Below are 23,501 nucleotides of genomic sequence, written 5' to 3' on the forward strand. Positions count from 1 at the left end.
CGTGCCTGCGCCATGTCCTTCGACAACCTCACGCTCGGCGTCACCGATCGCATCGCCCTCCTCACGGTGAACCGCCCCGACAAGCTCAACGCGCTCAACGACGCCACGATCGCCGAGCTCGGTCGGGCCATCGACGAGGTGCGCCGCCGCGATGACATCGGTGGGGTGATCGTGACCGGGGCGCAGCGCGCGTTCGTGGCCGGGGCCGACATCGGCGAGCTGTCGAGCCAGCGGCCGATGGATGCCAAGATGCGCGCCGCACACGGGCAGCGCGTCTTCGACGCCTTCGAGCAGTCGCCGAAGCCGGTCATCGCCGCGGTGAATGGCTTCGCGCTCGGCGGCGGGTGCGAGCTCGCGATGGCGTGCCACATCCGCATCGCCTCCGAGGCGGCCAGGTTCGGCCAGCCGGAGGTGAAGCTCGGCATCACCCCGGGATACGGCGGGACGCAGCGGCTGCCGCGCCTCGTGGGACGCGGGCGCGCGCTGCAGTTGCTTCTGACGGGGGAGATGGTCGATGCGCAGGAGGCGCTGCGGATCGGTCTCGTGAACAAGGTGGTGCCGGCGGCCGAGCTGCTCCCGGCCGCCGAGGCGATGATGCGGCAGATCCTGGCCAACGCGCCGCTCGCCGTCGCGCACTGCATCGAGGCGGTGAACCGTGGCAGTGAATCCACGCAGGACGACGGGCTCAACCTCGAGGCCAACCACTTCGCGATCCTCTCGGGGACGGCGGACATGGCCGAGGGGATGGCGGCGTTCCTGGCCAAGCGTCCCCCGAACTTCACGGGCCGGTGACACTCGCCCTGGCCGCGCTCTCCATCCGCGACTTCCGGAACCTGGCGCGCGTCGAGCTCGAGGTGCCGGTGGCGGGGATGGCGATCGTCGGCCCGAACGGGCACGGCAAGACGAACCTGCTCGAGGCGATCCGCTACCTGCACACGCTGCGATCGGTGCGGGGGGCGCGCGACGTGGAGCTGGTCCGCTTCGGCGCCGAGGCCTTCCACGTGAAGGCGTGCCTGGCGGGGGCACGGGTGGACGTGATGGGGGTCGGCTTCGCGCGCGCGGCGCGGCGCAAGAAGGTGACCATGGACGGCGTGGAGTGCGAGCGGCTGGCCGATGCCTTCGGGGCGGTGCCGTCGGTCATGTTCTCGCCGCGCGACGTGGAGCTGGTGGCGGGGGCGCCGACCGAGCGCCGGCGCTTCCTCGACATCGCGCTGGCCTCCACCTCGCGACGCTACCTGACCGCGCTGCAGCGTTACCGGGCGGCGCTCGTCAGGCGCAATGCCTCGCTCCGCGAGGCGGTGCGGCGGGGCGACGGCGCCCAGCGGGCCACGGTGTGGGAGCCGGCGCTGGCCGAGGCCGGCGCGACGCTGTGGTGCGAGCGCCTGCAGTGGAGCCGCTGGGCCGCCCCCCGGCTCGAGGCGCTCTGTGCGGCCATCGGCGAGCGACAGCGGGTGACACTGGAGTACCACACCGCCCTCGCGGTGCCGGGGAACGATGCCGGGGAGGAGGGGGCGGTGAGGATGCAGCTGGCGGCGGCGCTCGAGCGCGACCGCGCCCACGACCTCCGGCGCGGGGTGACGCACAGCGGTCCGCACCGTGACGACCTGGCGCTCGAGATGGGGGGGAAGGCGCTGCGCGCCTTCGGGTCGGCGGGGCAGCAGCGCACCGCAGCGATCGCCCTTCGCCTGCTGGAGCGCGAGACGCTGCGGGAGCGCGGGGGGCGCACCCCGCTGGTGCTCCTCGACGACCCGTTCGCCGAGCTCGACGTGGAGCGTGCGCGCCGGATCCTCGGGGTCCTGCGGGAGGGGCCTGCCGGACAGACGTTCCTCGTCGTGCCGCGCGAGGGCGATGTGCCGCCGGAGTACACCTCGCTGCCGCGCTATCGCATTCTCGACGGGGAGTTGGCGCCAGAGGGCGTGACCGGCGCCGGGGTGGCCACCGGGAGGCGGGGCGATGCCTAACGGGCCGGACTCACCGGAGCGCCTGGCCGACCTCCTGACGCAGTTCCTCAAGCGCAGCGGGATCGACGCGCGGGTGAAGCAGGCGGCGGTGCTCGAGCAATGGGGGGCGCTGGTGGGGCCGCAGATCGCCGCCGTGACGCGCCCCCTCTCCATCACCGAAGACGGGACGCTCTTCGTCGCTGTCCGCAGCCACACCTGGATGTCGGAGCTCACGATGATGGAGCGCGAGCTCCTGGCCTCGATCAACCGGATCACGGGTGACAAGCCGATCCATCGGCTGCGCTGGACGCTGATGCGCTAGCGGCGGGGCGATTCCCCGGGGCGGACGGCACCGGGCAAGTGCCGCTAAGCCGTTAAGAAACAACCGGTTAGGCGAGCAGCTCCGCGGTTGAAAATGTGCTCGTGCCGGGGTACATTTCATGGTTCTCGCACTCCCCGAGCTTCGGCACTTCTTCGGGTCCCTCCAGCCGTCCAACACGGGCAGACATGGCCAAGACCAATCCCCAGGCGAACTCGTACGAATCGAGCAACATCCAGGTCCTCAAGGGGCTGGAAGCGGTTCGCAAGCGCCCGGGCATGTACATCGGCTCGACGTCAGCGCGCGGGCTTCATCACCTGGTCTACGAGGTGGTGGACAACTCCATCGACGAGGCGCTGGCCGGCTTCTGCGACACGGTGAAGGTGACCATCCACGCCGACGACTCGATCACGGTGGAGGACAACGGGCGCGGCATCCCGGTCGACATGCACCCGACGGAGAAGATGCCGGGGATCGAGGTGGCGATGACGGTGCTGCACGCCGGCGGCAAGTTCGACAAGGACAGCTACAAGGTGTCGGGCGGGCTCCATGGCGTGGGCGTCTCGGTGGTGAACGCCCTCTCCGAGCAGCTCAAGGTGTGGACGAAGCGCGAGGGGAAGGAGTACTACATGGACTTCCGGCGCGGGACCACCACCACGCCGCTCAAGGCGCTGGGCAAGGTGCGGGAGCGCGACACCGGGACGAAGGTCTACTTCAAGCCCGACCCCGAGATCTTCACCGAGCTGCACTACGACTACGGGACGCTGGCCAACCGCCTGCGCGAGCTGTCGTACCTCAACAAGGGGGTGATCATCACCCTCAGCGACGAGCGCGTGGAGGGGACGAAGACCGAGACCTTCCATGCGAAGGGCGGGCTGCAGGAGATGGTCAAGTTCCTCAACACCAGCAGGAAGCCGCTCCATCCCGAGGTGCTGTACCTCGACACGGATCGGGACGACATCGGGATCGAGATCGCCCTGCAGTACAACGACGGCTACAGCGACAACGTCTTCACCTTCGTCAACAACATCAACACGCACGAGGGCGGGACGCACCTCACCGGCTTCAAGGCGGCGCTCACCCGCACCATCAACAGCTACGCGCAGAAGGGGAACTTCCTCAAGAAGGCCGACTTCTCCCTCTCGGGCGACGACGTGCGCGAGGGACTGACGGCGGTCGTCTCGGTCAAGGTGCGCGAGCCGCAGTTCGAGGGACAGACGAAGACGAAGCTCGGGAACTCCGAGGCCGAGTCGGCGGTGAAGACGGTCGTGAACGACTGGCTCTCGGCGTACCTCGAGGAGCACCCGCGCACGGCCAACATCATCGTCGAGAAGGCGGTATCGGCGGCGCGGGCGCGCGAAGCGGCACGCAAGGCGCGCGACCTCACCCGCAAGAAGTCGGCGCTCGACGTCGGCACGCTCCCCGGCAAGCTCGCCGACTGCTCCCTCTCCGACCCCGCGATGTGCGAGCTCTTCCTCGTCGAGGGCGACTCGGCCGGCGGCTCGGCCAAGCAGGGGCGCAACCGCGAGTTCCAGGCGATCCTCCCGCTCCGCGGGAAGATCATCAACGTCGAGAAGGCCCGCATCGACAAGGTCCTCTCCAACGAGGAGATCCGGACGATCATCACCGCGATCGGCACCGGGATCAAGGACGAGTTCGAGATCGAGAAGGCGCGGTACCACAAGATCATCATCATGACCGACGCCGACGTGGACGGGGCGCACATCCGCACGCTCCTGCTCACGTTCTTCTTCCGCCAGATGCGCGAGCTCATCGAGGCCGGCTACATGTACATCGCGCAGCCCCCGCTGTACCGCGTGGCGAAGGGGAAGCAGGAGTTCTACGCCTACGACGAGAAGGAGCGCGAGGCGTACACCGAGCGCCTCGGCGGGTCGGAGCGCAACTCCGTGAACATCCAGCGCTACAAGGGACTCGGCGAGATGAACAAGGAGCAGCTCTGGGACACCACCATGGACCCGGAGCGCCGCACCCTCATGCGCGTCAACATGGACGACGCGGTCATGGCCGACCAGATCTTCCAGACGCTGATGGGCGACGACGTGGAGCCGCGCAAGGCATTCATCGAGGCCAACGCGCGCTTCGTGAGCAACCTCGACATCTGACGATCCCCCCCTCCTCCCCCGAGGGGCCGGAGCCCACGCTCGGCGCCCTGGTGACGTCGCTCACGCGGCGAGCCCCCGACGCGCTCCTGGTGGTGATGACGGTCACCGGACTCGTGGGAGGAGTGGCACTCGTCCTCCTCGCCCCTGGCGCGTGGCATGCCCTCCCCCCGTTCCTCCTGTTGGCAGCTGGCGGCGCGTGGGGCATCGCGGCGAAGGAGCGGGGGGACACGAAGAGGCGAGCGCGGGCGCTGACGACGCTGCGCGCGGCGGCGGTCCTGCTGGGGATCGTTGCCGTGGCGCTGCTCGTGCTTGCCTTCTTCGGCGTCGCACTCGGCACCTGGATCTCGTAGCACCGTTGCGCCGCAGGCTCGACCCGCCTATCTAGGAACCGCGGTCGCCCTGGCTCACAGGCACCGCTGACTTCAACCCGGAGCGTATACATGAAACGCCAGATCCTCGCTGCATTCGCTGCCTCGCTTCTGCCGCTTGCCGGTGCGCAGGCACAGGCCTGCCTGGGCCTTTCGTCGTTAGTCACCAACTCGACCAACCTGACGGTCGGCGGCCTGTTCACCAGCGGCGCCAAGGCCATCGACGCGCGCCTCGGCCTCGGCTCGTCCATCGCCTTCGGCGGGGTCTCCGCCCAGCTGCGCGACATCGATCACGTCGACGGCACCGCCAAGTCGGTCGCCATCGACGGTGGCCTCTCCTACATGGTCGGCACCCGCAAGAACGTCGCGGTCTGCCCGGTCGGCACCCTCGGCTACGTCAACTACCCCGATGTCGAGGTCCTCGGTGGCAGCTACGGCTCGAGCGAGACCTACGGCACCGCCGGCATCGCGATCGGGAGCGAGGTCGGGACCAGCTCCACGATGCGCCTCATCCCCTTCGCGGCGCTCCAGGCCGCCTACACCCGCTTCACCGTCGACGTCGCGGGCGGAACGGAGTCTGATACCGAGACGTTCGGCATCCTCTCGGGCGGCTTGAGCTTCGTCCTCACCCCCACCTTCCTCATTCGCCCGCACATCTCGCTCCCGTTCGGGGTCGAGGACGCCGACCCCACGTACGGCGTCGGCTTCTCCTTCGCCTTCGGTCGGCGTTAGGCGACGCGCGGGCCCGGCTCGCCGGGCAGGGAGGAAATGACAACGGCGGCACGCGCGAGACGATGCGCGTGCCGCCGTTCCGCTTGACGCCCCACGGCGGGCGCTGGCCCGGTCCGACCGGAAGCGAGACGGCCCACGCCGGACTGCCCGTCACCGCATCCCCGGCGGGGAGCGCGCCGACCGTGCGTGCCGGCGCCGACCGCGCGTACGGCGCGCGTTGCCGTGCGGGCCTACTCCGACTTCGCGTACCTCGCGAGTTGCCGCGCGTACACCACGTGCACGGCGATGATGGCGGCCAGCGGGACACCCACGCCGATGTAGGCGATGGTCGCATGTACGCCGTCGATGCCGCCGGTCGCGGTGGGCGTCGCCACCCAGGCCAGCAGCGCGAAGAGCGCCACACACCCCGCGGCGACTCCGAAGGCGCCGAGCGAGGCGAGCTTGCCGTACTTCTTCAGGTCGATGTCCACGGAGTCCTCGATGGCGTGATGTGGATGGCGGGCGAGAGCGGCGGGATGGAGCGGCGGGATGGAGCGGCGTCCGCACGATCCCGTTCGGCGGGCGATTGCGACAAGATGTCGCGCGTGTTTCCCACGGAGAAGGGGGGCGCCATGGGACGGCACGGGGGCGGAGGCGCCCGGGCGCGCGGCGGGCGGGCGCGCGATGGGTGGTCGCGCCGCGAGGGCGCGGTGGCTGGTCGCGCCGTGGCCGCTCCCGCGATCGTCGACGGCGGCGTATGATTGCCGCGCGCGATGCCACGAGGCATCGCCCTCCCAATTCCCCAGAGGTACGCGTCTCCATGACTCCTCGCGCCACCTGCCGCGGCCGACGCACGGCGTCGATCCTGGTCCTCGCCCTCCTCGGCGCCACCCTGCCGGCGGCTGCCCAGGTGCAACGCGCCGCACCGCCGGCGATGGGCGGCTCCATTGCCGAGTCCACCTTCGCCGGGCTCGCCTGGCGCAACATCGGCCCGGCCAACATGTCGGGGCGCATGGCCGACATCGAGGGGGTCGCCGGCGACCCGGCGATCCTGTACGCCGGGAGTGCCTCGGGCGGCGTCTGGAAGTCCATCAACGGCGGGACGAGCTGGACCCCGGTCTTCGACAGGGAGCCGGTGCAGTCGATCGGCGACCTCGCCGTCGATCCGACGAACCACGAGGTGGTATACGTGGGGACGGGTGAGGGGAACGTCCGCAACTCGGTCTCGTTCGGCAATGGGATCTACCGCACCACCGATGGCGGGCGCACGTGGAAGCACCTGGGGCTCGCCGACACGCGGCACATCCCGCGCGTGGTGATCCACCCCAGGGATCCGCGCAAGGTGTACGTGGCGGCGATCGGCCACGCGTTCGGCCCCAACGCGGAGCGCGGCGTCTTCATGAGCGAGGACGGGGGCGACAGCTGGAAGCCGGTGCTGCACACCGACGACCGGCACGGCGCCTCGGACCTCGACATCGATCCGCAGAATCCCAACATCCTCTACGCGGGGATGTGGCATTTCGACCGCAAGCAGTGGACGTTCCGCTCCGGCGACACGCTCGGTGGCGTGTACCGCTCCACCGATGGCGGGCGCTCGTGGCAGAAGATGACCAAGGGGCTCCCGAAGCTGATGGGGCGCATCGGGATCAAGGTCGCGCCGTCGTCGCCGAACGTGGTCTACGTGGTGGCCGAGACGAAGGAGGGGTACGTCTTCCGCTCCGACGACCACGGCGAGAGCTGGCGCAAGGTGAGCGACAACGCCCACACGCTCGGGCGCGGCTTCTACTATGCGGACCTGCGGGTGGACCCGCAGAATCCCGACCGCGTGTATACGTTAGGCATGTCGTACATGGTGTCGATCGACGGCGGGCTGACCTTCAAGCCGATGACCGGGAACTTCCACGGCGACCACCAGACGATGTGGATCGACCCGTCCAACCCGAAGCGCCTGTTGATGGGGGACGACGGGGGACTCAACGTCTCGTACGACCAGGGGAAGACGTGGGAGTGGTTCCAGAACCTCCCGGTGGGACAGTTCTACCAGCTCAGTTACGACATGCGCGAGCCGTTCTACCACGTGGCCGGCGGGCTGCAGGACAACGGCGTCTGGACCGGCCCGTCGCGCACGCGCGGGGCCGCCGTGCTGGCCAGCGACTGGCGCTTCATCCAGAACGGCGACGGCTACTACGCGGTGTCGCACCCGGACAACCCGGACCTCTTCCTGAGCGACTACCAGGCCGGGGGGATCCAGGCGACCAACCTGCGCACCTACGAGCAGCGGGAGGCGTCGCCACAGGTGAAGCGCATGGACGGTTATGCGGCGGACTCCAACGCGGTGCGCTTCAACTGGAACGCGCCCATCGTGCAGTCGCCGCACGACCGGAAGGTCGTCTATTTCGCCGGCAACATCGTGTACCGCTCCAGCGACTGGGGGAAGACCTGGACGGCGCTGTCCGGCGACCTCTCGAAGAACGACCGGTCAAGGCAGGGCGACGCCGGCGGGCCGATCCTGAAGGAGAACACCGTCGCCGAGTACTACGGCAACGTGTATTCGCTCGCCGAATCGCCGGCGCAGCCGGGGGTGCTCTGGGCGGGGACCGACGACGGCAACCTGCAGGTGACGCGGGACGACGGGAAGACATGGGTCAACGTGGCGCCTAACGTGGGCGGAGTCGGCCCCGACGCCGTGGTGAGCGGCGTCGAGCCATCGCGCACGGCGGCGGGGACGGCGTATGCCGCCTTCGAGCGCCACATGATGGACGACTACCGGCCCTACGTCTTCAAGACGACCGATTTCGGGCGCACGTGGAGCAACATCACCGGGAACCTCCCGGCCAACGCGTACGTGCAGGTGATCCGCGAGGATCCCCGGAATCCCAACCTGCTGTACGCGGGGACGGAGCTCGGGCTCTACGTGTCGTGGACCGGCGGGACCAGCTGGACGCGGTTGCACCTGAAGAATCTCCCGTCGGTCGCCGTGCACGAGGTGCTGGTGCATCCGCGCGAGAACGACCTGATCCTGGCCACGCATGGCAGGGCGATCTGGATCCTGGACGACGCCGCGCCGGTGCAGCAGATGTCGGCGCAGGTGGCGGCGAAGGCGTCGCACCTCTTCCCGGTGCGCACGGCCACCCGCTACAACCAGGGGGACCAGCAGTGGAACTGGGGAAACAAGCAGTTCCGCGGCCAGAACGCGCCCTATGGCGCGATCATCTCCTACTGGCTGGGGCAGAAGCCGGCAGCCGACTCGCTGCTCAAGCTCGAGATCCTCAGGGACGGTGCGGTGATCCGGACCCTCAAGCGCCCGGGCACCGACGCCGGCTTCAACCGCGTGACGTGGGACCTGCGCATGGATGCGCCCAAGGTGCTGAGCGACATGCCGCCCGACAGCGCCGATCCCTCGGACTGGCGTGCGCGCCCGATGGGGCCGCAGGTCCTGCCCGGACAGTACGTGGTGCGGCTGACGGTCGCCGGTGCCTCGCAGGAGCAGTCGCTGACGGTGCGCATGGATCCCAGCGCCGAGGTCACCGAGGGTGAGCCCCGCCAGCAATTCGAGCAGGCGACACGCCTCAACACCGTCATCGCCTCGCTGATCGACACCGAACGCAACCTCGTCGCCTTCAAGGGGGAGATCGAGGAGCGCCGGGCCAGCGGGACCGAGATGCGCGGCGACGCCGCCCGGGACATGGCGACGGCAGCCGGCGAGGAGATCGTCAAGCTGGACAGCGTCCGCCTGCAGCTGACGAGACCGCGCAGCGACGTGGTCCCCTTCTATTCCGAGGGGCCGCGCCCGCTCGAGCGCGCGATGTCGCTCATGGGGAGCATCGACAACGGCCTCACCCCCGTCATCGCCGCCCAGCGCGAGTACATGGGCGACGTGCGCCGCGACGCCCAGACGGTGATCGACATGGTGGAGCGGCAGGTCAATGCCAGCGTGCAGCGGATGAACCCGATTCTCCGGGCGCTGGGCCTCCCGGAGTTGGTGCCGCCGCCGAAGAAGACGACGGCCATGTGAGGAGCAGAAGACGAGAGGACGGGAAGACGAGAAGACGAGAGCACGCCCCGCCGCCTGCCCCGCCGCCTGCCCCGCCGCGTGCGAGTGCGGCGTCCGAAGGCTCCCTGGATCCCGTCTTCTCGTCTTCCCGTCTTCTCCCCACTATCTCGGTTCCACGTACACCGGGAACTCCGCCGTCCGCACCCACGGCTCCGCCTCGTACGGTTCCACCCCCGCCCGGGTCACGCGGTGCGACACGAGCGGGAGCGGCGGCTCGGCCTCGTCGGCAATCACGAACGCCTCGGCCAACGACGCCATGCCGGCGGCGATCCCGGCTTCGTCGCGCGCGAAGATCGTGGCCAGCGGCTCCCCCAGCCGGACCACGTCGCCCGGGCGCGCCCGGATCACGAAGCCCACGCTCGGGTCCACCGCGTCCTCCATCCGGGTGCGCCCTCCTCCCAGGGCGATGACCCCCCGCCCCACCGCGCGCGGCTCCACCCGCGCCACCACCCCGCCGCGCGGCGCGGAGTAGATCTCGACCTCGCGCGCCTGGGGAAGGCGCGACGGATCGTCGACCACCGACGGATCGCCCCCCTGCGCCGCGATGATGCGCTGGAACATCTCGGCGGCCCGCCCGTTGGAGATCGCCACCTCCATCTTGCGCCTGGCGTGGTCCGCATTGGGCGCCACGCCGCCCAGGACGAGCATCTCCGCGCCTAACGCGTACGTCACCTGCATCAGGTCCGGCGGCCCCTCGCCGCGCAAGGCGTGGATCGCCTCCTCGACCTCCAGCGCATTGCCGCACGCGCGTCCGAGCGGCCGGTCCATCGCCGTCAGCAGCGCCACCACCGGACAGCCGTGCTCCGCCCCCAGGTCGATCATGAGCCGCGCCAGCTCCACCCCCCGATCGAGATCCGGGAGGAAACCACCCGAGCCCCGCTTGATGTCCAGGACCAGTCCGGTGAGCCCTTCCGCCAGCTTCTTGCTCATGATCGACGCCGCGATCAGGGGGATGCTCTCCACCGTGCACGTGGCGTCCCGCAGCGCGTACAAGCGGCGGTCCAGCGGGGCGATCTCCTCGCTCTGCCCGATCAGCGCGCAACCGAGCTCGTCCAGCTGGCGGCGCGCCTCCGCAAGGGAGAGCCGCGTCCTGAAGCCGGCAATCGACTCGAGCTTGTCGAGCGTCCCCCCCGTATGCCCCAACCCGCGCCCCGACATCATCGGGACCACCACGCCCAGCGACGCTACCAGGGGAGCGAGGACCAGCGACACCTTGTCGCCCACGCCACCGGTGGAATGCTTGTCGATGCGCCCCGCCGCAAGGTGCGCGAGGTCGAGGCGTTGCCCGCTATCGAGCATCACGCGGGTCAGCGCTCCGACCTCCTCACGGTCGAGCCCGCGGAGGAAGGCGGCCATGAGGAACGCCGCCATCTGGTACTCGGCCATGCCTCCCGTCGCGTAGGCGCGCGCCAGCGCTTCCCACTGGCCCGGGGAGAGCTTCCCGCCATCGCGCTTCAGTTCGATCAATCGCTGGGCAAGCATGTGCGGTCGGTTTGGGGTATTATCTCTCACCCCCACGACCTCGCCCCTGTCAGCGCTGCTGCGCGCCGCGTAGCGGAGCCGCGGAGACCCATCGTGTCGTTGCAGACCATCCGATCCCTGCTGCTGGCCGCCTCGGCCCTCCTGCTCTCCTCGGTCGCCGGCGGTCAGTCGGTCGCCGAGCAGATCGCGCGCGGTGACCGGGAACAGGAGACTTTCAACCCCGCCGCCGCACTCCTCCAGTACGAGGCGGCGCTGGCCGCCGACCCGCAGAACGGGGAAGCGCTCGGCAAGGCCTCGCGAAGTGCCGTGGACATCGGGGAGCGGACCGCCGACCCCCGCGAGCGAACGGCGCTCTTCCGCAAGGGAGAGCAATACGCCCGCCGGGCCGTCGAGGCAAGCCCTAACGATCCGGATGCCCACTTCCACCTTGCCCGCGCGCTCGGCCGCAATGCGCTCACCCTCGGCGTGCGCGACCGCGTGAAGTACGCAACCGAGATCCGGGCGCAGGCGCTGGAGGCGTTGCGCCTCGACCCCAACCACCCGGGCGCCTTGCACGTCCTCGGCGTCTGGAACGCCGAGATCATGCGCCTCAACGGATTCGAGCGCTTCTTCGCGAAGAACGTGTTGGGCGGCAAGGTCTTCGGCCAGGCGAACTGGAAGGACGCGGTCGCGTTCATGGAGCGAGCGGTCGCGGTCGATCCCGACCGCCTCACGCATCGACTCGACCTGGGCAAGATCTACGCCGACATCGGCGAGAAGGCAAAGGCACGGGAGCAGTTCGAGCTCGTGATCCGCGGACGGCATACCGACTTCAACGACCCGCTGTACAAGCAGGAAGCCGATGCGGCGTTGCGCCGCCTCGACGGCCGCAGCAAGGAGGGGGGATGACAGGACGGGACCGCAGGGTCCTCATCATCGAGGACAACGAGGACAACCGTATCGTCTACTCGACCATTCTTCGCCACCACGGCTTCCGCGTCAGCGAGGCGCTGGACGGCGAGGAAGGGATTGCCAGGGCGCGGCAGGAGCTCCCCGACCTCATCCTGATGGACATCTCGATCCCGCTGGTCGACGGGTGGGAGGCGACGCAGCGGCTGAAGAGCGAATCGCTGACGCGCCACATTCCCGTGATCGCCCTCACCGCCCACGCCATGCCCGGTGACCGCGAGCGCGCGCTGCAGGCCGGATGCGACGGATATCTCGCGAAGCCGTGCGCACCGCAGGCAGTCCTGGCCGAGGTGAACCGGCTGATCGACCGCGGCCCTCACACCCTTCCCGGCCCGGGATGATGGTACACACCGGTCGCGTGACGCTGCTCACGCGACCGGCGCGCGGCGGCGCACGCAATGACCCGCACCCGTGCTGGCGCGTCCTTGGGCGGAGATCCCGCCGCCCGGTCGGCGGGACCCGCATCGCCCTCCACGAGACGCGCCGCGCTCCGCATGTCCCTGCCAACGCCTGCTTCCCTCGACGCGCCGCCGACGGCAGACGCGTCCACCTCGCTCGACACCTCGACGCTCCGCCACACGGCGGAAGACGAGGCCGTCCGGCTCCGCGAACGCATCGACGACCTGACCCGGGAGCGCGACCAGCTCCTGGTGGTCGTCGACCTGCAACGGGAACTCGGGAGCTCGTTGCAGGTGGCGGAGGTGCTGCAGCGCATCGCCCGCCGGCTCGGCGAGCTCTTCGGGCTCGACCGTTCGTCCATCTACCTGGCCGGTGAGGGGAACCGAGAGGTCCACCTGGTGGCCACCTACGAGGACCCCACGCTCTCGAACCTGGCCATCGACCTGGACCGCTACCCCGAGCTCGCCCATGCCTTCACCTCGGGACAGACGGTCTTCATTCGGGACGTGCAGGTCGACCCGCGACTGGAGAGGGTGCGCGAGGCGCTCGACCTGCGGAGCGTCCGCTCGATCGTCGTCGTCCCGATCCGCTGGCGCACGGCGGTGATCGGCGCGATCGTGCTGCGCACGGAGCGTGGCAGCACGCCGTTTTCCGACCGTGACATCCAGTTCTGCGAGGTGATCGCCTCGCTCGCCGCGCGCGCCCTGCGCAACGCCCACCGCTTCGAGCGGGTGCAGCGTGCCGAGGATGCAGAGGACGCGCGCCGGCGGCGCCTGGAGATGGAGCGGATCGCCTTCGTCGGCTTCATCCGGCGCCTGGTGGCACGTTATGCCCGCAGCGAAGACCAGCTCTGGGCCGAGACGCTGCTCCCGCGCGAGTCGGACGAGGAGCTGGATCGCCTGGTCTCGGTCGCGCTGCAGGTGATCGCCGAGGAATCGAAAGGGTGACGCGGCTGGCGCGGTAGCACACCGCGGCTAGCTTGCCCGGGGAGCGCCGCCGGGAACGGTGGGCGCGTTGGGCGCGTTTACCGTGCAGACACCCTTCACCCAGCGACGCGACATGCTCATTTCCGACGCGATGACGGCCGCCATGTGCGAGCAGATCGGCAACGAACTCGCGGCCTCGCACCAATACGTGGCCATCGCCGTGTACTTCGATGGCGAGGGGCTTCCGGCCCTGGCCAAGCACTTCTACCGGCAGGCCGCCGAGGAACGCGACCACGCGATGCGTTTCGTGAAGTACCTCGTCGACGCCGGGGCGACCCCCACCATCCCGGCCATCCCGGCGCCGCGGTCCGCCTTCACCTCCGCCGAGGACGCGGTCAAGCTCTCGCTCGAGTCCGAGCTGCGCGTCACCAAGCAGATCAATGCCCTCGTGGACCTCGCGATCAAGGAGAGCGACCACCTCTCCAAGAACGCCTTGGAGTGGTTCGTGAACGAGCAGCGCGAGGAGGTGTCGAGCATGGACACGCTCCTGCGCATGGTCCGCCGGGCGGGCGAGCCGGGACTGTTCTTCGTGGAGAACTTCCTCCTCCAGGGGGGGCTCGAGGAGGGGGTGCAGGGGGGCGAGGGCGAGGCGGCGGAGTAGCCCCCGCCACATCGAGCCCCCGTCACCGGGGAGACGGGGTCCGGCGCTTGTCGCCGGACCCTTTTTCGCATTGTTTCCGCCCACCCCCCCTTCGCGGGCGTCCTCTCGTCTTCTCGTCTTCTCGTCTTCTCGTCTTCTCGTCTTCTCGTCTTCTCGCCCGATGCCCGCCCCCGCCCAACGCGCCGCCGAACTGCGTACGCTGCTCGATCGCGCGTCGTACGAGTACTACGTGCTCGACCGTCCGTCGATGTCGGACGCGGAGTACGACCGGCTGTTCCGCGAGCTGCAGGCGCTGGAGCGCGAGCACCCCGAGCTGCAACTTCCCGACTCGCCCACGCGGCGCGTGGGGGCCTCCCCGGTGAGCGCCCTCCCCAAGCACACGCATCGGGTCCCGATGCTGTCGCTGGACAACGCGTTCTCCGACGAGGAGCTGCAGGCGTGGGAAGAGCGCCTCGTGCGCCTGGCGGGAGAGGAGGTGCGGCGCGCGGGCTATTCGGCCGAGCTCAAGATCGACGGGGCGGCGGTGTCGCTGCTGTACGTGGACGGGGTCCTGGTGACGGGGGCGACCCGCGGGAACGGAACGGTGGGCGAGGACGTGACGCCGAACATCCGGACCGTCCGTGACGTCCCGCTCCGGCTGCACGGCGGCGGCCACCCCGGGCGCGTGGAGATCCGCGGCGAGATCTACTACCCGTTCGACCTGTTCGAGCGCATGAACGAGCAGCGCGTGCAGGCGGGGGAGCCGGTCTTCGCCAACCCGCGCAACGCGGCGGCGGGGTCGCTCCGCCAGCTCGACCCCGCCATCACCGCCACCCGCCCGCTGCGCTTCTTTGGCTACACCGTGGTCGCCGCCCCGGGAGAATCGCTCCCGGTGTCGACGCAGTGGGAGGTCCTCGATGCCCTGGAGTCATGGGGGATCCCGGTGGCGCCGCACCGGCGCCGCTGCGCATCGCTGGCCGAGGTGAACGAGTGGGCCCATCATCTGGAGCACGCGGTGCGCTCCACGCTCAACTTCGCGATCGATGGCGGGGTGGTGAAGATCGACCGGCTCGCCCTCCAGGACGAGCTCGGGGTCGTCGGGGGGCGCGAGCCCCGCTGGGCGGTCGCCCGGAAGTTCGCCCCCGACATCGCCGAGACCCGCCTCCTCGAGATTCGCGTCAACGTCGGCCGGACGGGGGCCCTCAATCCCTACGCCGTCCTCGACCCGGTGGAGATCGGGGGGACCACGGTCACCTACGCCACGCTGCATAACGAGGACCTCATCGTCGCCAAGGACCTGCGCATCGGCGACACCGTGCAGGTCAAGCGCGCCGGCGAGGTCATCCCGCAGGTGATCGGCCCCGTTCCCGAGAAGCGCACCGGCACGGAGCTCGCCTGGCGGATGCCCCGCGAGTGCCCGGTGTGCGGCACTCCGGTGATCCGGGACGAGGAGGAGGTCGCGATCTACTGCCCGAACGTCGAGTGCGAGGGACGACGGCTCGAGGGGCTCGTCCACTTCGCGTCGCGCGATGCCATGGACATCCGCGGGCTCTCGTATGCCCGCGTCGAGCAGCTGGTGGCCGCGGGGCTGGTGCGTGACCCGTCCGACCTGTACCTCCTGACCACCGAGCAGGTCGAGCGCCTCGAGCGTTTCGCCGAGCGCAGTGCGCAGCTCCTGGTCGAGGCAATCCAGGCGTCCAGGGCGCAGCCCCTCTCTCGCCTCCTGTTCGGGCTGGGAATCCGCCACGTCGGGGCGACGGCGGCCGAGCTGCTGGCGCGCCACTTCGGGTCGATGTCGGCCCTCATGGGCGCGCCCGAGGAGGAGGTGGCCCGCGTCCATGGCATCGGGACGATCATCGCCAGGTCCGTGGTGTCATACTTCCAGGATCCAGCGGCACGTGCCCTCGTTCACCGGCTGGAGGTGATGGGGCTCACGATGGACGAGCCGCAGCCGATGGCCCACGATGGTGCCCTCAGGGGGCTCACGGTCGTCATCACAGGGACGCTCCCGACCCTCAGCCGCACCGACGCCACCGAGATGCTCGAGCGCGCCGGTGCGCGGGTCACCGACAGCGTGTCGAAGAAGACGAACTTCCTGGTCGCCGGCGAGGCGGCGGGGAGCAAACTGGAAAAAGCCAAGGCCCTCGGCGTCGAGGTCATCGACGAGGCCGAGTTGCTGCGGAGAGTTGGACGCTAACCACACGGGATTCCCCATGCCTCAGCCGCTCGACCTCACCGGACACGGGATGCTTGCGCTCACGCGCGCGTCGCTCGCCACGCTGCGCTCGGCCCTCCTGCGCGATGGCGGCCCGGATGCCGCGGTGTACCTCCAGGAAGCGGGCTACGCCGGCGGCGATGCCATGTGGGAGGCCTTTCGCCGATGGCTCGGCGAACGGAGCGAGATCCCCGCCGAGTCGCTCGACGTCCAGGCGTTCGAGCAGCGGGCCTCGGAATTCTTCCGCGACGCCGGCTGGGGGAGTCTCTCGATCGGCTCGATGGGCGATGTCGTCGCCACCCTCGACTCCCCCGATTGGGGCGAGGCAGACCCGTCGAGCGCCATGGACCAGCCCTGCTGCCACCTCACCACCGGGATGTTCGCCGACCTCTTCGGCCGCGTGGCCGGGGCGCCGGTGGCGGTGCTGGAGGTGGAGTGCCGCTCCGCGGGAGCGCCGCGCTGTCGCTTCCTCGTCGGGAGTCCGGCGGTGATGGAGCAGATCTACGACGACATGGGGCGCGGCCTCCCGTACGAGGACGCCATCACCGCCCACGCCTGACGTCGGCCGGGGCGCCTAACGCACCTCGTGGTACTTCGGGTTGGGGATCAGCTCCCCGCCCACCAGCACCTCGCGGTCCCAGGGCAGGACGATCGTGCTCTCGGTGGCCAGGGCGTGGAAGTCGGGCTCGTAGCTCCCGGTCTTGAACGAGACCGCGGTCCGGACCTCGGACGCCCCCGCATTCACGATCGCCGCCACCGCCAGGCGCATCGTGGCCCCGCTGTCGCACGTCTCGTCGACGATCAGCACCCGGCGCCCGCGCACCTCGTGAGGGGCCGCCCCGAGGACGGCCGGCGTCTCCCGGACCCCCGCCGGGTCACGTCGACTCACCAGGATCGATCGGAACTCGCGCTCGAGGATCGCCGCGACGACCGCCGCCGGGATGACCCCGGCCGTGGCCACGCCGACCACTATCTCCGGGTCGTAGGCCCTGGCCACCTTCAGGGCGAGCGCACGGGAGAGCTCGCCAAAGAGCGGCCATTCCACATCAAACCGTCCCTTGGTGGGATCGATCTCGTAGCGACGCGGCGACATGTCTCAACCTCGGCGTGAACGTCCTCGGCATCGTGCGGCGCCGTGCGGGCGCGCCATCGGCGATGGCTCCCCACCCGGCCCTGCCGGAACTGCTCGAGGCTAACCTAGCGAGGCGCATGCGTGGGGGCGAGTTGGTGATCTCCGACGCACGCGTCGGGCGCAACGCGCGCCGCCGCGTCCGTTCCCGCCACCTCGCCGTGCGCGCTGCCGGCACGGGGCCAAGAGGTGCGATCGGCGGCGGCGGCGCAGCTGCCCTGCGGTTGCCCATGCTGGCGATGCACGATAGCTTTGCGCCTCAAGCGCCTGGCCGTGCGCACGAGGTGCGCGCGAGCGCGCCGGCCGCCCTCCCTTCAGACCAGCCTCGATCGCATGTCATGGTTGAGCCGCCTTCTTGGCGGCCGGAGCGAGAAGGAAACCCGGCGCCTCGACTACCTCGGCGAGGCGCTGTCCCTCGAGAAGTCGGGGGACCTCGACGCTGCCCTCACCTCGTACCGACTCGCCCTGCGGGAAAAGCCGGACGACCACAAGATCCTGCTCAACATGGCCATCGCCTATTCGCGCCAGTCGCGAATGGACGAGGCGATCCGCTGCTACAAGCGCGCGCTCGAACTGCAGCCCGCCCTTCCGGGTGCCCATTACGGCCTCGCCTTCCTCCTGATCAAGCGGGGCGACCGCGACGAGGCGGCACAGCACCTCGAGGCATTCCTCGCCTCCCCCTCCAGGAGCGCCGATTCGGCCAACATCGAGCACGCGCAGCGTGCGCTCGACGAGCTGCGTTCGCCGCAGGTGGCCGAGCCAGCGGCGGAGTCGCCAGAGCTCGAGAAGTAGGGTGGGGCGCGTCCTCGCGGTCGTCAGCCAGAAGGGGGGAGTGGGGAAGACCACGACCTCGGTCAACCTCGCCGCCGCCTTCGCCCGGCGCGGGCTCAAGACGCTCGTCATCGACGTCGACCCGCAAGGTGCCGTGCGCTACGGGATCGGGCTGCGCCGCGGGCACCCCTCGTACGGCTTCGCCGATTACCTCAACGGCGTCCGCAACCTGCGGGAGATCATCCTCCCCACCGCGCTCCCCTGGCTTCGTGTGATCCTGGCCGGCTCCGTGTCGGATTCGGCAGATCACACCTTCTACCAGCAGCTCATCGCGGAGACATCGGTACTGCGCGACCTGCTGGCGACCGCTCGCGAGCGGTGCGACGTGGTGGTCGTCGACACGCCGCCCGGCCTCGGCCCCATCGTCCATCGCGTCCTCGAAGCCAGCCAGCACGTCATCGTCCCGCTCCAGTGTGAGCCGCTCGCCCTGCAGACAACTCCGCAGATCCTGCGGGGTATCCAGGAGATCGTGGAAAGCAACCGCGACCTCACGCTGGACGGCATCCTGCTCACGATGTTCGAGGCGGGGCATCCCTCGTCGCAGCGCGTGGCCGATTACGTTCGCGAGCACCTGCCGCGGAACATGGTCTTCGACGTCGTGATCCCCCGCACCGAGGCGGCGCTGGAAGCGTTCGCCGCCGGGCAGCCGGTGGTGCTGCGGACCCCGGCCGACGCCGCGGCCCAGGCGTACGTGAACCTCGCCACGCTCCTCGCGGAGCGATTCCGGTGACCCGCCGCCGGGCGGCGCTGGCGTGCCTGGCCCTCGTGTCTGGCACGGTGTCGTGCATCGACGTGAGTGTCGATCCCCACGCCATCTCCGCCATCGAGTTCGTCGCCACGACCAACCCGTCGGTGGTGACTGGTGACACCTTGCGCGACACCCTCGGCGTCGCCGAGGTGCTGCGCGCCCAGGTGTACGGCGGGGACGGGGAACGACTCCCGGATGTCCCGGTGTCCTTCGTCACCACCGACACGTTCGCCACGATCGCGAACGGCAACCTGCTCGTCGCCCGGAGCGGCGTTCGAGGGACGGCCAAGATCTATGCGGTCGCCGGCGGGTTGCAGAGCCTCGTGCGCAACGTCGAGGTCATCCCTCGCCCCGACTCGATCGCCCCGAACGGTGCCGCGACCGACACGGTGAGCTACCGGCTCCCCGCCACGGGGACGTCGATCGATTCGTCCACGACCGTCGGCTTCATCGTCCGCGCGGGGCAAGGGGTGGTGAACGCCGTCCGCGTGAAGTTCGAGATCGTGCGCGGGGGGACCGTCCTTGGCCCGGGCGACACGACGACGTACTCGCTCGTCGGCCCCCAGGGGCGCGCGTCGGCGGTCGACACCACCGACGGGCAGGGCATCGTCAGCCGCACGTTGCGCGTACGTACGGTGGCGGGAACGGTGATTCGGGATACTATCGTGGTGCGCGCGAACGCGACCATCGGCGGCGCCGCGCTGAAGGGTGCCCCGGCGCGCGTCACCATCGTCGTCATCCCCGCCCCGTAGCGCTGGATCGGGTGCTCGATCCGGTGTGGCCGCCGGCCCTCAGCGGGGTGACGGCGCTGCCCGGCGCGAGGCGTGGCGCAAGATCGTTGGCTTGTCCTCATCGTCCGCAGGAGTCGCCGATGTACGCTAGTGGAGGCCCACGCCCCCCCGAGGGGACGCTGACCCGGCTCTTTTTCGACGCACTGGAGCGGTACGACAAGCCCGACGCCATGCTCGTGCGCGTCGCGACGAATTCGTGGGAGCCGATCTCGCATCGGGCCATTCGTGACCGCGTGCGTCGCATCGCGCTCGGCCTGGGCGCCCTGGAGATCATCCGGGGCGACCGCATCGCCCTCCTGTCGGAGAACCGCCCCGAGTGGGCGCTGACGGATTGGGGGTGCCTGAGCATCGGCGTGGCCGACGTCCCGATCTACCCGACGCTCCCGCCCGAGCAGATCCCGTACCTGCTGAACGACTCCGGCGCGGTGGCCCTCTTCGTCTCCTCGCGCGCACAGGCGCAGAAGATCGCCGCCGTGCGGGACCAGGTGCCCGGGCTGCGGCTCGTCATCGCCTTCGACGCCGATGCGAGGGACCTGGCCGACCTCACGCTGGCGGACGTCGAGGCCAAGGGGGCGGAGTGCGACACGCCGGAGCGCGCCGAGGCGTGGGAGCGTGAGGCGCGCGCGGTGATGCCCGGCGACCTCGCCACGATCATTTACACTTCCGGCACGACCGGCGCCCCGAAGGGGGTGATGCTGACGCACGACAACTTCTGGTCGAACATCGCGGCCACCCGCGACGCGATCCCGATGGAGGGGAACGACGTGGCGCTGTCGTTCCTGCCGCTGAGTCACATCTTCGAGCGCACGGGGGACTACTGGTTCTACGCCACCGGGACGTCGATCGCCTACGTCGACTCGTTCGACCTGGTCCCGATCTGCATGCAGGAGGTTCGCCCGACCATCGCCATGTCGGTGCCGCGCCTGTACGAGAAGATGTACGCCCGCGTGCTGGAGAACGCGCTGTCAGGGGGCGCGCTCAAGAAGCGGATCTTCTTCTGGGCGCGCGCGGTGGCCGAGCGCTGGGCGGAGCGGCGACTGGCGGGCGAGGCGCCGCGCGGGCTGCTGGCGCTGCAGTATGCGCTGGCGCAGAAGCTGGTCTTCTCCAAGCTGAAGGCGCGCACCGGGGGGCGGCTGCGCTACTTCGTGTCCGGGGGAGCGCCGCTGGCGAGCGAGATCAACAAGTTCTTCTTCGCGGCGGGGATGACGATCCTCGAGGGGTACGGGCTGACGGAGACCTCGCCGGTGATCGGCGTGAACACCCCCGAGGCGTTCCGCATCGGGACGATCGGGAAGCCGGTGCGCGGCGTGGAGGTCATGATTGCACCTGACGGGGAGATCCTGACCCGTGGGCCGCACGTGATGAAGGGCTACTGGAACAAGCCGGAGGCGACGGCCGAGGCGATCGACGCCGAGGGCTGGTTCCATACGGGCGACATCGGGGTGATCGAGGACGACTTCATCCGCATCACCGACCGCAAGAAGGACATCATCGTCACGGCAGGGGGGAAGAACATCGCCCCGCAGCCGATCGAGAACCTGATCAAGACGAACAAGTACGTGAGCCAGGCGGTGATGATCGGCGACCGCCGCAAGTTTCCCGTGGTCCTCGTCGTCCCCAACTTCGACCAGCTGGAGAAGTGGGCGGCGCTCAAGGGGCTCATCTGGACCGAGCGCGCGCAGCTGTTGCAGATGCCGACCGTGCAGGCCAAGATGGAGAAGGAGGTGCACAAGCAGCTGCCGGGGCTGGCCAGCTTCGAGACGCCCAAGAAGGTGGCGCTGCTGGAGCACGACTTCTCGGTCGAGTCCGGGGAGATGACGCCGACGCTCAAGGTGAAGCGTCGGGTGGTGGACCAGCGGTACCGGGCGTTGATCGACCAGCTGTACGAGGACGAGCACACCGCCTGACGGCGCGGCGCGGCAGGCGGTACCGGCGCACCGCACGGCACCGGCGCGCCCAACGGCGCGGGCGCGCCTAACGGCGCCGGAGCGCGACGGGGGCGCTGACGCCCCCCTCCCCTTCCGCCACCCACTCCCCCGCGTCGCGCGCCAATTCCCGCACCCCCGCCGGGAGCGAGGCGTCGGTCGGTGCCACGAGTCGTCCCCCCCGGCGCAGCCCCCGCGCCACCGCCGCCAGGATGCCGGGGGTCGCGGTGGTGCGGTCGAGCCACGCCGCGCGCAGCGCCCCGCTCGCCACCGGAACGCCGTCGGCGGCACGCATCGCCGACGGTGGGCGCCCCCACCCCCCCGGAGGGTGCGACGCATTCAGGAGGAGCGTCATCACCTGCCCCTCGTCCTCGAATGCTTCGGCGTGGCGCGCGTGCACGCCGCCCAGCAGGACGATCCCACCGGGCTCGGCGAGGGCGAGGAGTGCGCGAGCGCGCAGGAACGTCCCCTCGTCGGACGCCTCATCAGACGCCTCGTCGTCGGGCGCCTCGCCGGACGCCCGGCCATGGTCGCGACCTTCCGCCGGGGGGATTGCGGCTGGCGGCTCTCCGCCGGCCCCGCTCCCGTCGCCCGCCGTGAAGTCGACCTCGCCGCCGCGCACCGGGAACTGCCGGCGGCACGCGGGGCACCCCAGCGTCCCCTCGACGACCTCGCGCCCGTCGAAGCGCGTCACGCTCGCCACCAGCCACGTGTCCTCGTGCGGGTGCGGGCAGCGCAGGGTATCGACCAGCTCGATGTGCATGCGACGAATGCTCGCCTACGCGTGGCTCAGCCGCAACTCGTCGACGTTCACGTCGGCCGGGCGCGTGACGACCCAGGCGACCGCATCGGCGACCGCCTCCGGCCGCAGCATGAGGGCGCGGGGAGTGAAGCCGGGGCGCGTCTCGGGGTGGATGGGATCCCACATCGCCGTATCGACGGGCCCCGGGGAGACGAGCGACGTGCGCACGCCGGTGCCGCGCAGCTCCTGGCGCAGGATCTCGTGCATGGCCCGCGCCCCGAACTTGGATGCCGCGTAGGCCGCGTTTTCCGGGAAGGTCTGCCGGTCGGCGATCGAGCCGATCGTCACCAGGTGCCCGCTCCCCCGCGCACGCATCCGCGGCACCAGCGCGTGCAGCAGGCGATACGGCGCCAGGAGGTTCAGCGACACCATCTGCTCCACCTCGGCCGGCGGCATCGCGCCGATCGCTCCCAGGGCGAAGATTCCGGCGTTGTTCACGAGGACGTCGGGGACGCCCATCGCCCGTTCGATGGCGCCGAGCGCCGCGTCCACGTCCTCCGTGCGCGCGAGGTCGCAGGGGATGGGGAGGGCGTGCGTCCCCAGCGAGCCGGCGGCCGCGTGCAGCGCGTCGCGGTTGCGCGCCAGCAGGGCGACGCGCGCGCCGTCAGCCGCAAGGGCGCGCGCGATGGCCAGCCCGACCCCGCGCGAGGCCCCGGTGACGACCGCGCTGGTCCCCTCGAGCGCCCGCATCTCAGCGGCCGTTGCCCGCCCCGTGCGCGAGGCGCAGGAACTCGTCGCGGGTCCGCGCGTCGTCGCGGAAGCAACCCAGCAGCGCCGACGTGATCGTCTTCGAGTTCTGCTTCTCCACCCCCCGCATCATCATGCACAGGTGGTACGCCTCCACCACCACCCCCACCCCGTGCGGCGCCAGCACCCCCGCGATCGCCTCCGCAATCTCCCCCGTCAGCCGCTCCTGCACCTGCAGCCGCCGCGCGAACATGTCCACCAGCCGCGGCAGCTTGCTCAACCCCACGATCTTCCCGTTCGGGATGTACGCAATGTGCGCCTTCCCGAAGAACGGCAGCAGGTGGTGCTCGCACAACGAGTACAACTCGATGTCCCGCACCATCACCATGTTCTCGTGCGCCTCCGCGAACACCCCCTCCCCCACCACGTCCGCCACCCGCTGCGTGTACCCCCGCGTCAGGAA

Annotated in this window: 24 protein-coding genes; 18 read left to right on the forward strand and 6 right to left on the reverse strand. The window is 70.2% G+C overall.

Annotated elements, in window-relative coordinates:
* Positions 1 to 12: 12 nt before the first annotated feature.
* The 6 genes from ABS52_13900 (at position 13) to ABS52_13925 (ending at position 5,482) form a co-directional block, all read left to right on the forward strand.
* Complete coding sequence (locus tag ABS52_13900) at positions 13 to 792, forward strand: enoyl-CoA hydratase (GenBank protein ODT02406.1); 780 nt, start codon at positions 13 to 15, stop codon at positions 790 to 792.
* The gene (locus tag ABS52_13905) at positions 789 to 1,961 is read left to right on the forward strand and encodes a hypothetical protein (protein ODT02407.1); all 1,173 of its coding nucleotides are present in this window, start codon (positions 789 to 791) and stop codon (positions 1,959 to 1,961) included. Before ABS52_13900 ends, ABS52_13905 begins: the two co-directional genes overlap by 4 nt.
* A complete protein-coding gene (locus tag ABS52_13910; protein ID ODT02408.1) occupies positions 1,954 to 2,262 on the forward strand; it encodes a hypothetical protein in 309 nt (102 codons plus the stop codon). Before ABS52_13905 ends, ABS52_13910 begins: the two co-directional genes overlap by 8 nt.
* Before the next feature lie 185 nt (positions 2,263 to 2,447).
* A complete protein-coding gene (locus ABS52_13915) occupies positions 2,448 to 4,382 on the forward strand; it encodes a DNA gyrase subunit B (GenBank protein ID ODT02409.1) in 1,935 nt (644 codons plus the stop codon).
* A 50-nt stretch (positions 4,383 to 4,432) separates the two neighbouring features.
* Entirely contained in the window at positions 4,433 to 4,732 is a 300-nt protein-coding gene (locus tag ABS52_13920) for a hypothetical protein (protein ODT02410.1), read from the forward strand.
* 90 nt (positions 4,733 to 4,822) lie between these two features.
* Positions 4,823 to 5,482: a hypothetical protein gene (locus tag ABS52_13925; GenBank protein ID ODT02411.1), complete on the forward strand. Its 660-nt coding sequence runs from the start codon at positions 4,823 to 4,825 to the stop codon at positions 5,480 to 5,482.
* Positions 5,483 to 5,712: 230 nt separating this feature from the next.
* Here the strand turns inward: ABS52_13925 and ABS52_13930 are convergent, their stop codons facing one another.
* On the reverse strand, positions 5,713 to 5,952 hold the full coding sequence (locus ABS52_13930; GenBank protein ID ODT02412.1) for a hypothetical protein: 240 nt from the start codon (positions 5,950 to 5,952) through the stop codon (positions 5,713 to 5,715).
* An 18-nt stretch (positions 5,953 to 5,970) separates the two neighbouring features.
* Here ABS52_13930 and ABS52_13935 point away from each other — a divergent pair, with 18 nt between their 5' ends.
* Together ABS52_13935 and ABS52_13940 are read left to right on the forward strand one after the other, a co-directional pair.
* The gene (locus ABS52_13935) at positions 5,971 to 6,222 is read left to right on the forward strand and encodes a hypothetical protein (GenBank protein ID ODT02413.1); all 252 of its coding nucleotides are present in this window, start codon (positions 5,971 to 5,973) and stop codon (positions 6,220 to 6,222) included.
* Positions 6,223 to 6,281: 59 nt separating this feature from the next.
* On the forward strand, positions 6,282 to 9,476 hold the full coding sequence (locus ABS52_13940; protein ODT02414.1) for a hypothetical protein: 3,195 nt from the start codon (positions 6,282 to 6,284) through the stop codon (positions 9,474 to 9,476).
* A gap of 141 nt (positions 9,477 to 9,617) precedes the next feature.
* Here the strand turns inward: ABS52_13940 and ABS52_13945 are convergent, their stop codons facing one another.
* A complete protein-coding gene (locus ABS52_13945; GenBank protein ID ODT02415.1) occupies positions 9,618 to 10,997 on the reverse strand; it encodes a thymidine phosphorylase in 1,380 nt (459 codons plus the stop codon).
* A 99-nt stretch (positions 10,998 to 11,096) separates the two neighbouring features.
* Between ABS52_13945 and ABS52_13950 the strand changes: the two genes are divergently transcribed.
* The 6 genes from ABS52_13950 to ABS52_13975 all read left to right on the forward strand — a co-directional run bounded on the left by ABS52_13950 (position 11,097) and on the right by ABS52_13975 (position 16,684).
* Positions 11,097 to 11,885 carry a hypothetical protein gene (locus ABS52_13950; GenBank protein ODT02416.1) on the forward strand — a complete coding sequence of 263 codons (789 nt, stop codon included), beginning with the start codon at positions 11,097 to 11,099 and terminating at the stop codon, positions 11,883 to 11,885.
* The gene (locus ABS52_13955; protein ID ODT02417.1) at positions 11,882 to 12,286 is read left to right on the forward strand and encodes a hypothetical protein; all 405 of its coding nucleotides are present in this window, start codon (positions 11,882 to 11,884) and stop codon (positions 12,284 to 12,286) included. The genes ABS52_13950 and ABS52_13955 overlap by 4 nt, the downstream gene beginning before the upstream one ends.
* A gap of 153 nt (positions 12,287 to 12,439) precedes the next feature.
* On the forward strand, positions 12,440 to 13,291 hold the full coding sequence (locus ABS52_13960; GenBank protein ID ODT02418.1) for a hypothetical protein: 852 nt from the start codon (positions 12,440 to 12,442) through the stop codon (positions 13,289 to 13,291).
* Between the two features lie 112 nt (positions 13,292 to 13,403).
* Positions 13,404 to 13,931, forward strand: coding sequence for a hypothetical protein (locus tag ABS52_13965; protein ODT02419.1), 528 nt, complete (start codon positions 13,404 to 13,406; stop codon positions 13,929 to 13,931).
* A 160-nt stretch (positions 13,932 to 14,091) separates the two neighbouring features.
* Complete coding sequence (locus tag ABS52_13970) at positions 14,092 to 16,107, forward strand: hypothetical protein (protein ID ODT02420.1); 2,016 nt, start codon at positions 14,092 to 14,094, stop codon at positions 16,105 to 16,107.
* 16 nt (positions 16,108 to 16,123) lie between these two features.
* Positions 16,124 to 16,684 carry a hypothetical protein gene (locus tag ABS52_13975; protein ODT02421.1) on the forward strand — a complete coding sequence of 187 codons (561 nt, stop codon included), beginning with the start codon at positions 16,124 to 16,126 and terminating at the stop codon, positions 16,682 to 16,684.
* A gap of 15 nt (positions 16,685 to 16,699) precedes the next feature.
* On the opposite strand, the gene ABS52_13980 is transcribed toward ABS52_13975, so the two are convergent.
* Entirely contained in the window at positions 16,700 to 17,218 is a 519-nt protein-coding gene (locus ABS52_13980) for a hypothetical protein (GenBank protein ODT02422.1), read from the reverse strand.
* Between the two features lie 369 nt (positions 17,219 to 17,587).
* Here ABS52_13980 and ABS52_13985 point away from each other — a divergent pair, with 369 nt between their 5' ends.
* The 4 genes from ABS52_13985 (at position 17,588) to ABS52_14000 (ending at position 21,531) form a co-directional block, all read left to right on the forward strand.
* Complete coding sequence (locus ABS52_13985) at positions 17,588 to 18,046, forward strand: hypothetical protein (GenBank protein ODT02423.1); 459 nt, start codon at positions 17,588 to 17,590, stop codon at positions 18,044 to 18,046.
* On the forward strand, positions 17,976 to 18,815 hold the full coding sequence (locus ABS52_13990) for a hypothetical protein (protein ID ODT02424.1): 840 nt from the start codon (positions 17,976 to 17,978) through the stop codon (positions 18,813 to 18,815). Before ABS52_13985 ends, ABS52_13990 begins: the two co-directional genes overlap by 71 nt.
* A complete protein-coding gene (locus tag ABS52_13995) occupies positions 18,812 to 19,585 on the forward strand; it encodes a hypothetical protein (GenBank protein ID ODT02425.1) in 774 nt (257 codons plus the stop codon). Before ABS52_13990 ends, ABS52_13995 begins: the two co-directional genes overlap by 4 nt.
* A gap of 119 nt (positions 19,586 to 19,704) precedes the next feature.
* A complete protein-coding gene (locus tag ABS52_14000) occupies positions 19,705 to 21,531 on the forward strand; it encodes a hypothetical protein (protein ID ODT02426.1) in 1,827 nt (608 codons plus the stop codon).
* A 67-nt stretch (positions 21,532 to 21,598) separates the two neighbouring features.
* Here ABS52_14000 and ABS52_14005 read toward each other — a convergent pair whose 3' ends face one another.
* The 3 genes from ABS52_14005 to ABS52_14015 all read right to left on the reverse strand — a co-directional run.
* Positions 21,599 to 22,312: a hypothetical protein gene (locus tag ABS52_14005; GenBank protein ID ODT02427.1), complete on the reverse strand. Its 714-nt coding sequence runs from the start codon at positions 22,310 to 22,312 to the stop codon at positions 21,599 to 21,601.
* 15 nt (positions 22,313 to 22,327) lie between these two features.
* Complete coding sequence (locus ABS52_14010; protein ID ODT02428.1) at positions 22,328 to 23,041, reverse strand: hypothetical protein; 714 nt, start codon at positions 23,039 to 23,041, stop codon at positions 22,328 to 22,330.
* Position 23,042: 1 nt separating this feature from the next.
* Positions 23,043 to 23,501 (reverse strand): GTP cyclohydrolase I FolE (locus tag ABS52_14015; GenBank protein ODT02429.1); only part of this gene is annotated, 459 nt, incomplete at its 5' end.

Source organism: Gemmatimonadetes bacterium SCN 70-22, assembly GCA_001724275.1.
Lineage (GTDB): Bacteria > Gemmatimonadota > Gemmatimonadetes > Gemmatimonadales > Gemmatimonadaceae > SCN-70-22.